The organism is Clostridium celatum, assembly GCF_021412605.1.
Taxonomy (GTDB): Bacteria; Bacillota; Clostridia; order Clostridiales; family Clostridiaceae; genus Clostridium; species Clostridium celatum.
The window spans coordinates 17,847-31,483 of record NZ_JAJKGM010000038.1; the positions used below are offsets into that span (position 1 = coordinate 17,847).

The 13,637-nt window shown below is 28.2% G+C and carries 11 protein-coding genes and 1 tRNA gene; 2 read left to right on the plus strand and 10 right to left on the minus strand.

Annotated elements, in window-relative coordinates:
- Nucleotides 1–16 precede the first annotated feature (16 nt).
- The gene (locus tag LPC13_RS13410; protein WP_234088888.1) at nt 17–1,237 is read left to right on the plus strand and encodes a tyrosine-type recombinase/integrase; all 1,221 of its coding nucleotides are present in this window, start codon (nt 17–19) and stop codon (nt 1,235–1,237) included.
- 106 nt (nt 1,238–1,343) lie between these two features.
- Here LPC13_RS13410 and LPC13_RS13415 read toward each other — a convergent pair whose 3' ends face one another.
- The 9 genes from LPC13_RS13415 to gnpA all read right to left on the minus strand — a co-directional run bounded on the left by LPC13_RS13415 (nt 1,344) and on the right by gnpA (nt 12,256).
- Nucleotides 1,344–1,583 (minus strand): hypothetical protein, encoded by a 240-nt coding sequence (locus tag LPC13_RS13415; RefSeq protein WP_234088889.1) that lies wholly within the window; start codon nt 1,581–1,583, stop codon nt 1,344–1,346.
- A 130-nt stretch (nt 1,584–1,713) separates the two neighbouring features.
- Nucleotides 1,714–2,358 (minus strand): hypothetical protein, encoded by a 645-nt coding sequence (locus LPC13_RS13420; protein WP_234088890.1) that lies wholly within the window; start codon nt 2,356–2,358, stop codon nt 1,714–1,716.
- 512 nt (nt 2,359–2,870) lie between these two features.
- Nucleotides 2,871–4,322 carry an arylsulfatase gene (locus LPC13_RS13425; RefSeq protein ID WP_005214657.1) on the minus strand — a complete coding sequence of 484 codons (1,452 nt, stop codon included), beginning with the start codon at nt 4,320–4,322 and terminating at the stop codon, nt 2,871–2,873.
- 128 nt (nt 4,323–4,450) lie between these two features.
- Nucleotides 4,451–5,326 carry a carbohydrate ABC transporter permease gene (locus LPC13_RS13430; RefSeq protein ID WP_195245555.1) on the minus strand — a complete coding sequence of 292 codons (876 nt, stop codon included), beginning with the start codon at nt 5,324–5,326 and terminating at the stop codon, nt 4,451–4,453.
- Between the two features lie 15 nt (nt 5,327–5,341).
- Entirely contained in the window at nt 5,342–6,244 is a 903-nt protein-coding gene (locus tag LPC13_RS13435; RefSeq protein WP_234088891.1) for a carbohydrate ABC transporter permease, read from the minus strand.
- 93 nt (nt 6,245–6,337) lie between these two features.
- Nucleotides 6,338–7,621: an ABC transporter substrate-binding protein gene (locus tag LPC13_RS13440; protein ID WP_005214654.1), complete on the minus strand. Its 1,284-nt coding sequence runs from the start codon at nt 7,619–7,621 to the stop codon at nt 6,338–6,340.
- 298 nt (nt 7,622–7,919) lie between these two features.
- The gene (locus tag LPC13_RS13445) at nt 7,920–9,032 is read right to left on the minus strand and encodes a phosphotransferase enzyme family protein (protein ID WP_040419834.1); all 1,113 of its coding nucleotides are present in this window, start codon (nt 9,030–9,032) and stop codon (nt 7,920–7,922) included.
- Nucleotides 9,014–9,949 (minus strand): nucleotidyltransferase family protein, encoded by a 936-nt coding sequence (locus LPC13_RS13450; RefSeq protein ID WP_195245557.1) that lies wholly within the window; start codon nt 9,947–9,949, stop codon nt 9,014–9,016. Before LPC13_RS13450 ends, LPC13_RS13445 begins: the two co-directional genes overlap by 19 nt.
- A gap of 147 nt (nt 9,950–10,096) precedes the next feature.
- Complete coding sequence (gene gnpA, locus LPC13_RS13455) at nt 10,097–12,256, minus strand: 1,3-beta-galactosyl-N-acetylhexosamine phosphorylase (RefSeq protein WP_195245558.1); 2,160 nt, start codon at nt 12,254–12,256, stop codon at nt 10,097–10,099.
- A gap of 196 nt (nt 12,257–12,452) precedes the next feature.
- Between gnpA and LPC13_RS13460 the strand changes: the two genes are divergently transcribed.
- On the plus strand, nt 12,453–13,334 hold the full coding sequence (locus tag LPC13_RS13460; protein ID WP_005214648.1) for an AraC family transcriptional regulator: 882 nt from the start codon (nt 12,453–12,455) through the stop codon (nt 13,332–13,334).
- Nucleotides 13,335–13,563: 229 nt separating this feature from the next.
- Here LPC13_RS13460 and LPC13_RS13465 read toward each other — a convergent pair.
- Nucleotides 13,564–13,637 (minus strand) — tRNA-Gly (locus LPC13_RS13465).

The window sequence follows — 13,637 nt, forward strand, 5'->3', positions numbered from 1 at the left end:
AAAAGAAGGTGAATCTATGGCAAGAAAAGCAACTCCAAAAAGAAAAATAAATGGCAAAGATTATTATTATAAAAAAGTTACTATAGGGTATGACCCTGTAACAAACAAACCAATTAGAAAAGATTTTTATGCTTATAGTGCTACTGAATTAAATAATAAAATAGATAAATTCTTTTCTCTTTATAAACAAAATATAAGCCCTAACAATAAAGAAACTTTTGGTAACTTTATGTATTATTGGCTTAAAGATGTTCATTTTAATTCTGGCTTAAAAAATAGTACTAAACAAAGATATCTTGGTATATATAATAATTATATCGCTAATATAGAATCCTTTCTTAACTTAAAAGAGCATAATTCTATAGAAATTAATAAATTACTTATTAAAAATATACAATTAATAAGTATAGATACGCGATGTATACAAGAATATTATACTTCACTTAAAAATATAGGTGTTAGTATTCATACAATACAGTCAATAAATAAACTAATTAAGCCCTGTCTTACTCATGCATATAATAGTAATAAATGCTCTAGAGATTTTGGAATAGGTCTAATACCTCCAAAGTTATCTTTTGATGAAAAAGTACTACTTGATTCTATTAATGAATCTAAATCAGTATTTACACTTGAAGAGCAAAATAAATTTTTAAATGCTATTAAGGGTAATCGAGATGAAGTGCTTTATCGTGTTGCATTTTCAACGGGACTTAGATTAGGAGAGCTACTTGCACTTAAGTGGTCTTGTATAGATTTTGATAACTGTACCATAAATATAAATAAATCTGTTAGACGTGAAACTAATTTAGAAACTGGAGTATCTTATCTAACTGAAACTACACTTAAAACGCAAAATAGCTATGAGTTATTAGATATGCCATCATTTTTAATATCAGATTTGAAAAAACACCAGAAATCTCAGCAACTTGAAAAAATTAAAGCTGGTAATATGTATCAAGATAATAATTTAGTGTTCTGTACAGCCTTAGGAAAAATTACAGACCCACGTAATTTGCGTAAAAGATATAGTACTATACTAAAAAAGGCAGGTATTCCACATAAAAAATTTCATGCTATCCGCCACACTTTTGCTACTAGATTAATAGAATCTGGTAAACCTCTTATAGAGGTAAAATTTTTAATGCGTCATAAGCATCTTAGCACTACTGCCGATATTTATACACATCTTACTAAGTGCTATAAAGAAAGAATATCAAATACAATAACTCTTTAAAAAGCTCTATTATAACTTTTTAATATATACTTTAATTAAGAAAATTTTATTACCCATTAAGCGATATCTTGCTATCTAATTATTCTATTTTAATTTATAGAAATTTTTAGTATATACTAATCTCCTCTTCTAAGTTATATAAAAATAATAAATCTTTAAACGGATGTAAATTATAAAGGTATAATTTACATCCGTTTAAAATTAATATTTTCTGCATACTACTTAATATAGAAAAATCTATTAGTTCTTTTCTATTTCTTAAATACTTTAATGTAATTGCCCTAATAGTACTATTCCCTGCAATAGTTACAAATTTAAACTTTATATTCTCAAATTTATCACTCATAAAATATACTTATATAAATCTTTGTTTATAATTTCCTGTATATAAAATATAAACAATTAATATCTTATAACTTATATCTATTTTACATGTTTTCTTTAAATTTATTTATTTTATAATATTATTAATATTTTTACTCTTCTAATTTTATGATTTTTATAGGTTTAAGCCAAGCAAATTTACCTCCTTCAATAATATTACTTCCTTTTTCATCTATATTATCCCAATTAAATTCTACTTTATCTGGGAGTTCCTTTATATCATCATAATTTAAAATTGTAGATTTCTCATATTTATAATTATTATAAGTTACTAAATCTTTATATTTTTTAAGCTTTGCATCCTTATTAAAGTAAGTACTTTGATTTGTTAAACATATAAAATATCCTATATTAATTTCATTTATTTTATTATCAACTAAATATTTTAATCGACTTATATCTTTATAAATATTTCTCCTCACAATTGCTGTATCACTTCCTCCCTCTTCGGTTTTTTTAGGAAACTTAAACTCAATCGCTATTTTATATTTTTCATCTGTCCAAAATAGTAAATCTAAATATTTATCTGTTCCATCAAGTTTATCATATGCAATATATTCAAAATCAAACTGTAATTCATTATTATTTACATCTTTGGCTAATTCCCACATAAATTTAAATACTAGTGTTTTTTCACTAGACATAGTATATTCTTTTTTCTCAACATCATCTTTTATTTTTGTCCATACGCTATTAACTATATCATCTATTGTATTCTTATCTACCTCTCTATCCACTTTAATTATCCCCCTCTAATTTATTTATATATTAATTTTAAATTACCATTTTATGTAACGCAAGGAATTGTTATTTATTTTTCTAATATGAGAAACTTCTTATATATTTCATAAATAAAACTAGAACTTTTTTACGACATTTTTACGTAATAACAATAAAATTAATATAAATATTTATAAATTAAAATAAACTTTATCTATCCCTAACAACTAGAATTAATACGAATTAATCAGAACTAACCATAACTTAAACTAATATAAACAGTAGTTCTTAAAATCCAGGCGTCGGGGGTTCGAGTCCCTCTAGATGCGCCATTACTCACATAAAAGTGTCAGCATTTTTAATAAAATCTAAAAATGCTGACACTTTTTATATCTATTGTTAAGTAATTTACTTCTTAAAGTATAATATGCTTCTATTATTTCTATATATAAATGAGAAGTGAGTATAAATAATAAACTCACTTCTCATTTATTAATTTATTTAAAAGAGAGAATTTAGCATAATAACTTTAACAATTAGCTAAAATAGCATTTTTTAAACTTGGCTTTGTTTTGCAACCAACAAACAATTTTTTCCCATCTGAGTATCCCTCTTCTGAATTTTCTAATTCCTTAATAAGTATATTTCTTAGCTCACTAATACGCTCTTGTTTATTTTTATCATTTATAGAATTATGTGCTTCATTGGGATCATTAATTAAATCAAAATATTGTTCTTCTCCTGTTTGCGAAAACCATATATATTTATCTTCTTTAGTTACAATAAATTGATGTGATTTTTGCTTAAAGTCATATAAATGTTCCCCATGAATGTAATATCTATCATTTCCTTTTAACATACTTTTCCCATCTAAATGTTTTGGAATATCTGCTCCTACAATATCTAAAAAAGTTGGCATAATATCCCTTAATTCTACAAGGCTCTCATCTACTCCATATTTTCTTCCTAAAAGTTCTTCATTACCTGAAATAAACATAGGTATTTTTATACTTCCTTGATATGGTCTTGCTTTTTGAATATAATTATGATCTCCAAGCATCTCTCCATGGTCAGAAGTAAATATAATTATAGTATTATCCATAACTTGATGTTCAACTAATGCTTGAATTAACCTACCAATCTGATGATCTATATGGGTAATACAAGCATAATATCCTATCTGCATTTCCTTTACTAATTCTTTATCTAATGGTCCTGTTGTTGCATTATATCTATAACCAATTTTCTTTATTAACTCTTCATCATTCCAATCACCCTTAACAGGCTCACGTAAATCTTTATTTTTGTATAAATCAAAATAATATTTAGGTGCATCAAATGGTGCATGTGGTCTAACAAAACTAGTCATTAAAAAGAATGGTTTACAAGGATCTCGTCTTCTTAAAAAATCAATACTTTCTGTTACAACCCAATTTGTTGGATGACTCATTTCATCATAAATCCACGGACGAGCAACCCATCCATTACAATCTAATCCTGTATTTATAACATCTGCATTTATTCCCTTTGTATCCTTTAACCAATAAAAATAGTCATCTGCAATTAATTGATTTTCGCTATATTCAACATTTGGATATCTATATTCATGTAAATATCCATCATGTAATTGAACATTATTAAAACCAATATAATTACGTAAAGGATGTACATGCATTTTTCCTACAGCTTGAGTATAATATCCAGCTTTAGATAATTCCCCCGCCATAGTGCATCCGTAATTCCAATCAACTCTATCTTCATAACCTACTCTTCCAGTATGCCTTTGAGATAAACCAGTATGTAATATTGATCTTGCTGGTACACATGTTGGGCATGAAGAGTATGCATTTGGATAATATATTCCTTTTGAAGCTAGACTATCTAAATATGGTGTTTTAATATCAGGATGTCCTGCAAAGCCCATACAATCTCCACGCATTTGATCAGTCATTATTAATATTATGTTAGGTTTATTCTTCATTTATTTTCACCTCATTTATATAAAAACTTATCTAATTTGTTATTTCGTAATAAAATAACAAATGGCAAATTAAAAATTTGCCATTTATGTCTCTACCTCTTACTAATCTTATATTTAATTTATATACTTTATCCTTTTATTCCTCCACCAGTAACACCAGCGATTATCTTTTCTGATAAGAAAATGTATATTATAAATGTAGGTAAGAACACTATAATAACTGCAGCGAAAAGACTTCCATAATCTCCAACAGATTTAAGTGCTGCAACCATTGAGAATAACCCAACCCCAACAGATTTCATTTTATCTGAATTTGCAAATATAAGTGCAATAAAATATTCATTCCAAACTGCTAAAAAGTTAAAGATACTTACTGTTACTATCCCTGGTTGAGCTAATGGAAGCATTATTTTCCAGAAAGTTTTCATAGGACTACAACCATCAATAGCTGCAGCTTCTTCATAAGTCTTACTTAAAGTACCAAAGAAGTTTAATAAAAATGTTGTTGTAAATGGTACATTTAAACATATATACAATACTATAAGTAAAGTTCTACTTCCTGTTAAATGAACTTTAGTTGCTAAAGCAAATAAAGGTAATATAATCATTATTACTGGTGTACTCATTCCTACTAAAAAGCTAGTTTTAATAGTCTTATTACCTAAGAATGTATAACGAGATAAAACATATGCAGCTGGTGCTGAAATAGCTATGATTCCTATACATGAAACAGTAGCATATAATAATGAGTTAGCAAAGAAAACGCTAACATTTTGTGTTTTCCAAGCAGTAACATAATTTTCCCAATGAAAACCTGATGCAAACTTTAATACATCACCTTTGAATATTTCACGTGAAGTTGATAAACTTGCTGCAAAAATCCATCCTAATACTAATGCTGTGAATAAAACCCAAAGAGCTAGTATTAAATATCCAGGTAAAAGCTTCATTTCTTTTCTTAAGTTAAAAGGTTCTCTTACTTTTTTTTCTTTATTTTTAGCCATAGCTTATCCCTCCTTCTAATACTCTACCTCTTCATCTTTTATTATAAAGTTCATAACAACAAATATTAATACAACTATAATTGCAAGTGTAACACCAACTGCTGCCCCTTTTCCTGCATCACGATTACTAACCCCAGTTGTACCAAACACAGTATTGTACATATATACTACAGGTGTTATAGTTGACTCTTCACTTGTTAACGGCGAGAACATTTTTGACCAAACAAAGAACATAACTGTGTTTATACTCCAGAAAGTTAAGTTAGTCTTAAATACTCCCTTTAATAAAGGCATTGTAACATTAGTGAATTGTTTCCATTTGCTTGCTCCATCTATTGTTGCCGCCTCATAATATTCTTCTGGAATTCTTTCAATACCACTTAAGAATATAAGCATATAATATCCAACAGATCCAAAACAGAATGCAATAAGCATAGCCCAGAATTTCATATCACTAGACAACCAATTTATTTTTGCTAGACTTTCTGCTCCTATTGCTTTAAAAAATCCATTTATTAATCCATACTTTTGTTGGAATACAAATTGTAACCACATAGTTGCTAATGCAACTGCACTAATAACGTTTGGTAAGTATATAGCTGCACGCCAAAAGCTCTTAAAACGCACACCACTAGTTAATATTACTGCAAATAGTAAAGAAATTGACAATACTATTGCTCCTCCAATTAACCACACCTTAAATATGTTAAACATCGAAACTCTAAACGCATTATTTTGCCATATTTTGATATAATTATCAATTCCAACTGAAACCCATTTATCAGTAGGCGCTGTTACACTCTCTACTGAAAAAAAACTAATAAAAACTGTTCTTAAAACCGGATATAAAAACATAATGGCAAAAGAAAGGATTGCTGGTGTGATAAAAGCAATAATCATAGTTTTATTTTTTTTCATATCTGTCCTCCCCCAAAATTAGTAGATATAATAAGGGGACTATTGCAAACTACAATATCCCCTCATAATTCTACAATATTCCTTTTATATTATTTAATTTGTTGCTTTTTCCATAGCATCTACGAATTGTTGTGCAGTAAGCTTTCCTTCAAATAATTGTAAACAATTTGTTTGAATTGTTTCTGTAATATCTGGATTTTCATTTAATCCCATATTCCAATCATAAACATCTGTTAAAGCATCAAATGCCACTTTTGTTCCTTGTAAATCTTCTGGCCATTCAGTATTTCTTGTATCTGATGGGATACCTGTACAATCTAAAGCCATTTTTTGATCAAATTCACCTGAAGTTATCTTCATTATTAAATCAAATGTAGCTTGAGCATTTTTACTATTTTTATTAATTGCAAATCCTTGTGCTCCAACGTTTGCTATAGTATTTGGATCTTTTCCTCCGTCAACTGATGGATAGTTAAACATTCCCCATTCTAAATCACAATTTGTATTGTTAGTAATTTCAGCTGGCACCCAAGAAGCATTTACAACCATTGCCGCTTCTTCATAACCAACTTCATTTTCTCCTTCTGGATATGCACCTGGAGCATATTCAGATAAGTATCCATTTGAAATTAAATCTACTATATCTTGAGCAGCCTTTAGTACCGCTTCATTTTCAGCCCAGTTTCCATTTGTAACAACATCAGTTACTCCATCTTGTCCAATATAACGAGCTAAGTGATAACCAAATGTATACATTACATAAGCATCATCTTGTGCAAGTGGTGCAACCCCTATTCCTTTTAACTTTTCACAAGCAGCTAAGAATTCATCCCAAGTTTGTGGATCTTCAGTTATTCCAGCTTCTTCGAACATAGCTTTATTATAGTAAATTCCTGATGTATATGGTTGATATGGTATAGCTATTAAATCTCCAGCCCATTTTCTAACTGCATTTGGGAAAACTGGTGCTGCATAATCATTATACCCAGCAGTCTCTGCCATATCTTCTAAACTCATTACTTTATCTTTATATTCATATGCTATTTTTTGGTAATCCCAATCAAAGAAATCGATTTCTTCCCCGGCCTCAAGAGCTGCTTGAAGAACTGTTCCAAGATCACGACCTTTCCATTCTACATTAACTTTAATCCCTGTTTCTTCTGTATAAGCATCAATTGCTTCTTGAATTACTTTAGCTTGTGGTTCTGTATTGCTCCACATTGACCAATAAGTAATTTCCCCTTTTGCTTCACTATCTACAGCTACACTTTTATTATCGTCTTCATTTGAAGCATTATCATTATTTGAGCCACATGCAACTAAAGAAACTGACATTGATGCTGCTAATAAAATCCCTAAAATCTTTTTTGTTTTCATAAAAAATTCTCCCCTTTTTTACCCAATTTAAGCAAAATATTCACTTGCTATATATATAATATACCTTCTTTTGGTATATAAAATCAATTTATATATTGTCTTTTATTTTAGTTATGTTGCGTTTGTTCTTAATTTTATTATATTTTTTGTGAATCGCCATTGTGATTCACCAATTTATGTTATAACATTGTATTTTTGTAATTTTTTTAATTTAAATTTATTATCTTTTTAATTGTAATATTAAAACTTTTTAACTATTCTTATTAACCTTACTTATTTCTATCTTTTAATTTAGGTTCTACATATATCTTTCTATAATTTTATTTAATTCACTCCATTTAGATTCCATATCTTTTACTAATTTAAGTTGTGTTCTTGTTCTATCTAAATTTTGATTTTCATAGCTTGTTTTATAATAAATATCTCCGTTTAAGTAATCTGTTAAAAACCTAATGCCTTGTTCTAATGTTATTACCTTTGCACCCATCGGCAACATTTTAACTTCATTCTCTGTTAAAGTAGAATTAGTACCCTCTAAAAACCCCTTAGTGAATGATTCAAAAAGTTTTAAATCAATATATACTTTATCTAAATTCACTTCATCTTCTTTAGCATAAGTAGAGCCAGTTCTTATTGCATCTCCAAAATCATATAATGATAAACCTGGCATTATCGTGTCTAAATCAATAACACAAATACCTTCTTTACTTTCCTTATCTATAAGAATATTATTAAGTTTTGTATCATTATGAGTTACCCTAAGCGGTAATTGTTCACTTTCTAACATGTCTATCAAAACTGTAGTATCTTTTTCTCTAGAAAGAATAAACTCTATTTCCTCTTTAACTTCCTCAACTCTTCCAGCTTTATCATTTTCTATAGCTATTAAAAAAGTTTTAAATCTTTCTTTTGTATTATGAAAATTAGGAATAGATTCATATAATTTTTTTGCATCATAATTTGATAACATACTTTGAAACTTACCAAAGGCTTTGCCTGTTTTATAAAAATCATCTGATGACTCTATAGTTTCATAGGTTATTGTATTCTCTATAAACTTTGTGGCTCTCCAATAATTCCCTTTTGAGTCCTGTAAATAACTCTTGCCTTCTTTAGTTGGTATAACTGTTACTGTCTCTCTTTCTATATCTCCACCATTTTCTTTTACTATTTCTTTTAAGTAATTACACACATTACAATAATTCTCCATAAGCTTATCTACTTCTTTGAATATTGAATGATTAATTCTTTGAAGAATAAATTTTTCTTCATTACCATCATTTAATTTACTCTCTACTAGAAATGTATCATTTATAATTCCACCACCAAATAACTTAACCTCTGAAATTTTACCTTCAAAGTCAATAGCATCTAAAGCTTCTCTTGTTAAATTTAAATATTCATTGTACATTTTGGTTTAATTTCCTTCCATATATTAGTTGTATAAATACCATCTTTTATTAATTTCTCTATGGCTGACCTAACTATATGTTTATCCTCTTGATAAGTAACTCCATACCACTTATCTTGTGAAGGTATAACCTTAACAGTTATTCTATTGTTTTTTAAAAGCGAATTTACAATCGAAGGAATATAATATTCACTCTTTAATGGATCTATTTTCACCTCGGTATCTAAAAATCTCCTAAATCCACTTTCAATTTCTTCAAATACATTTTTATTAAATGCCCACATATTCATAGAAACCGTACTATTATAATTTAATTCTATCCAGTTAACTTCATCTTCTGTATAGAATGCAGCTTCTCCTTTTTTAATTATCTTAGTTCTTTCAACTACTTCTTTTAAATATTCATTTTCAACTTCACAAATACCTCTTGCCACATGTCCATACTCCGACAAAGTATTTGCTAATGTATATCCAATCATTCCATATTGATTTTCATCATTATTTTTAATTAAAAAGTTATATATATTTTTAAATGCTTCCCTTCCATAGAAATCATCTGCATTTATTACTACAAATGGACCTTTAACTACATTTTTAGCACATAATACTGCATGTCCTGTTCCCCATGGTTTATTTCTGCCCACTGGTACACTATAGCCTTCCGGTAAAATATTCTTATCTTGAATGACATACTGTATATCTGCATACTTTTCTAACTTATTGCCAATTAATTCTTTAAACTCTGTTTTTATTTCTTCTCTTAATATAAAAACTATTTTTTCGAATCCTGCTTTTATTGCATCATAAGTAGATAACTCTAATATTCTTTCTCCATTAGGACCTATTTTATCCATTTGCTTTAATCCACCATATCTACTTCCCAACCCTGCTGCCATTATTACTAATACTGGTTTCATCTATATAACCTCCAATTTTAGTTACTAACTTAGCTATTAAATGGCAGATAGTAAAATATTATAAGTTATAAACATATTAATTTACTATCTGCCAATTTTAATATTTTAATCTTTTTATTTAAAAATCTATTTACTAATTATTAAATTTTAGTTGATGTAACCCCACTTAATTTCTCCTGGTTTTAATTCCATTGTTGTTACATTTCCATCACCATCATATACATTAGTAACTTGAGTTTCATGTGAGTTATTTATTACTGCATACTTCTTGCTTTCTAAGTATGCTGATACTTCACAATAAATATTATCTGCATACCATTTCTTCATTTCGTGTTCTTTATGTGCTGCATAGAATAAACTTCTCATAAGAATACGAGTATTTTGGATTGAATATGGTAATCCAGCAATATAAACAGCTCTTCCTTTACCATAATCATTAGAAGACATTAATAAATCACCATCTCTATAGCAAATTATTTCTGTATCTTTGCTCTTAGCATAGACATCTTTTTGTCCTTCTCCAAAGTTTAATTCTTCTACTACATCTTCTGTAATGAAATGTTTGTCCAATTCTGTTTTAAAGTATTTATCTGTGCTTAATGAGAATCCTAATTCTTTATCTACTCCTAAAGCTTCAGCTAATTGGAAGAAATGTCCTCCATCAAGTGCTGCAGATGGTTCACCAACACCTACAAATCCACCACCATTATAAATCCATTCTCTTAAAGTAGTGATTATTTCTTTATCTAACCATTTTTCTCCACCACTGAATGCTGTACCTGCATCTCCTGCATTAATGATTACATCTATATCACTTGGAATTCCATTTTCTTTAATATCATCAAAGCTTATAAATTCAACATCAACACTCATTCCACTTAAAGACTCTATAATTCCTAAGTAAGTGTATATCTTTTTATACCATAAAGCATGTGCAACCATATGTGTTTGCCATGTTCTTAATTTTCCCCAACAGTTTAATACCGCTACCTTTAATCCACAATATGGTTTATTTCCTGCTATGTTATCATAAATTTCTCTAAATTCATTACATACGCCTTCAATACATTCAACAAATTTAGGGAACTTATAAGCTAATGATAAATATCCACCATATCCTATTCTATCTACTGGTTTTCTCATAATAGCTCTTCTAGCTGTTACCCAATTTTCTATAGCTTCAATAGTTGGATCATTTCCTTCATAGAAAGTATCTGGGAAGAAATATGGTAAGAATCTACCTTCTGTATATTTAACACCTGGTATATCTGAAATCATTCTAAGTGTTGCTCCACCACCAACAGATCCAACAACACCATCTAATCCTATTGATTCAAAATATTTTCCATATGGTTCAGTTCCTATCCAGTTATCACCTAGGAACATCATAGCTTCTCTTCCTTCTTGATGAACTATATCTACAAGTTTCTTAACATTTTCAGCTACAAATTTTTGTTGGAAATCTATATAATCCATATATTCTCTTGATGGCACTCTAAATGTTGAGTTATAGTACCCTTGATCAACAATATGTTCTGGTCTTAATGAATATCCTTTTTCTTCTCTAAATGCTTCTAAAGCTTCTGGACTTACACTTGAACTATATCCGAACCAATCTACAAACTTTTCTTTAGCTAAATCATTAAATACTAATGTAAAGTGATAGAAGAATGTTGTAAATCTAATTACATTTGCTTCTGGATGTTCATCAAGCCAGTTATGCATTGCCTTAAATATATACTCATTAGTTTTTGGCTTTCTTGCATCAAAAGGCATTTCATGAGGCTTATCCCCCCAATTATTTGTAATATGATTATACATTTGAGTTGGATCCCAAATACAATAAGCTAAAAAAGTTACTGTATATTCATGCCACTTACAAACATCATTTATAGTTACTTCTTCTGTTTCTTCATTGTATGTCCATTTATCTGTATCAATAACTTCATCAGTTGTTCTATCTATTACCTCCCACCATGTTTTTATATCATGGTATGTATCTGGTCTAACTTGCTCAGCAAAGTAGCCATCCATTATTTTTATTGTTAATTTATCTTCAACAGCGACATGATGCTTTGTCATTAAATAAGTTTGCTGTAATTCTTCTTTATTAGCCTCAGCCCACGCATTATCACCACGTGCAACAAAATAAGTAGAATAAATTCTTTCAGCCATCCCCTTAATTTCTCTTGGAAGCTTAAATCCATCACAATCTCTTATTCCATCAGCTCCCCATTTCTCTGCTATCTCCATTGTTTCTTTTAAAAAATTATCATCTGTTGGTATTGTAACTCTACCCTTACTCATAATAAATCCTCCTGTTTTGTTTCTTATTGCCCTCTTTAATCATATTTTACAAATATCTAATCCTTTACACAATTAAATTATTGCTTACTTTTTTAGTTATATTGCGTATGATAACAATATAATCAAAATACTTACATTATTTTATTTTTTTGGTTTTAATGTTATAATTAATTAAAAGGGTAAAAAGAGGTGTTTTATGAGTAATACTAGGTACATAGTAAATGAGAGAAATATTTACAACATAAATTTTGAACTACTTTACATTAGCAAATCTATTTATGGTAAAGATTGGCATAGCACAGCACATGTGCATCCATTCACTGAAATATTTTTCATTACTAAAGGAAAAGGACTTATGGAAATAGACGATAAAGTTGTTTCCGTTAAAGAAGGAGATTTAATTATAATTAATCCAAACTGTCCTCATACTGAAAAATCATCATTTGACAATGATGAAGCTTTAGAATATATAGTTTTTGGTATTAATAATTTATCTTTAGCAAATAGGGGGATAACAGAGCTAAAAGATGAAGTAATAAACTTAACATTTTATAAAATTTTAAATTTTAATCATAATAAAAATGAAATTTTATATTACTTAAATAGACTTATGAGAGAAGTTGAAAGCAAAGAAGAAAATTATGAGTTGGTATGTAAAAGCATATTAACATTATTTATTATTTACATTTCTAGAAATTCAAAATCAACTCTACTTATTACAGATACTTCTGAAAAGCTTAACATAGAGTGTATTAAAATAAAAAATTATATAGACTCTCATTATTCGGAAAATATAACATTAGATATTTTATCTAACTTAACTTATATTAATAAATTTCATTTAGTACATCTATTTACAAAACAAATGGGTATTTCCCCTATCAATTATTTAATAAACAAGCGGATTAATGAATCAAAAAATTTATTAACTACAACTAATTATTCTGTTAGAGACATATCTACCATTGTAGGTTTCTCTAATCCTTCATACTTCAGTCAAATGTTCAAAAAGGTAACTGGTACATCCCCTAAAACTTTTAAATTAAATAATACATCTAAATTAAAAGTTACTATTTAACTATTAATAAATTATGTTACTATTTAGCTATTAATAAATTATATGAATAATAAATAATATTTATTAAAGATATTTAATTTAAAATTTAAAGCTTGCACTATCTCACATAGTACAAGCTTTTTTTATTTTTAAAATACTTTTTTATATTAATTTAAAATTTCTATTTATTATAATTTTTATTTTTTATATTAAAAATAAAAAAGACAACTTAAAAAGTTGTCTTTTTTTATGGAGCGGGTAGTGGGAATCGAACCCACCTTTCCAGCTTGGAAGGCTGGAGTATTACCGATATACGATACCCGC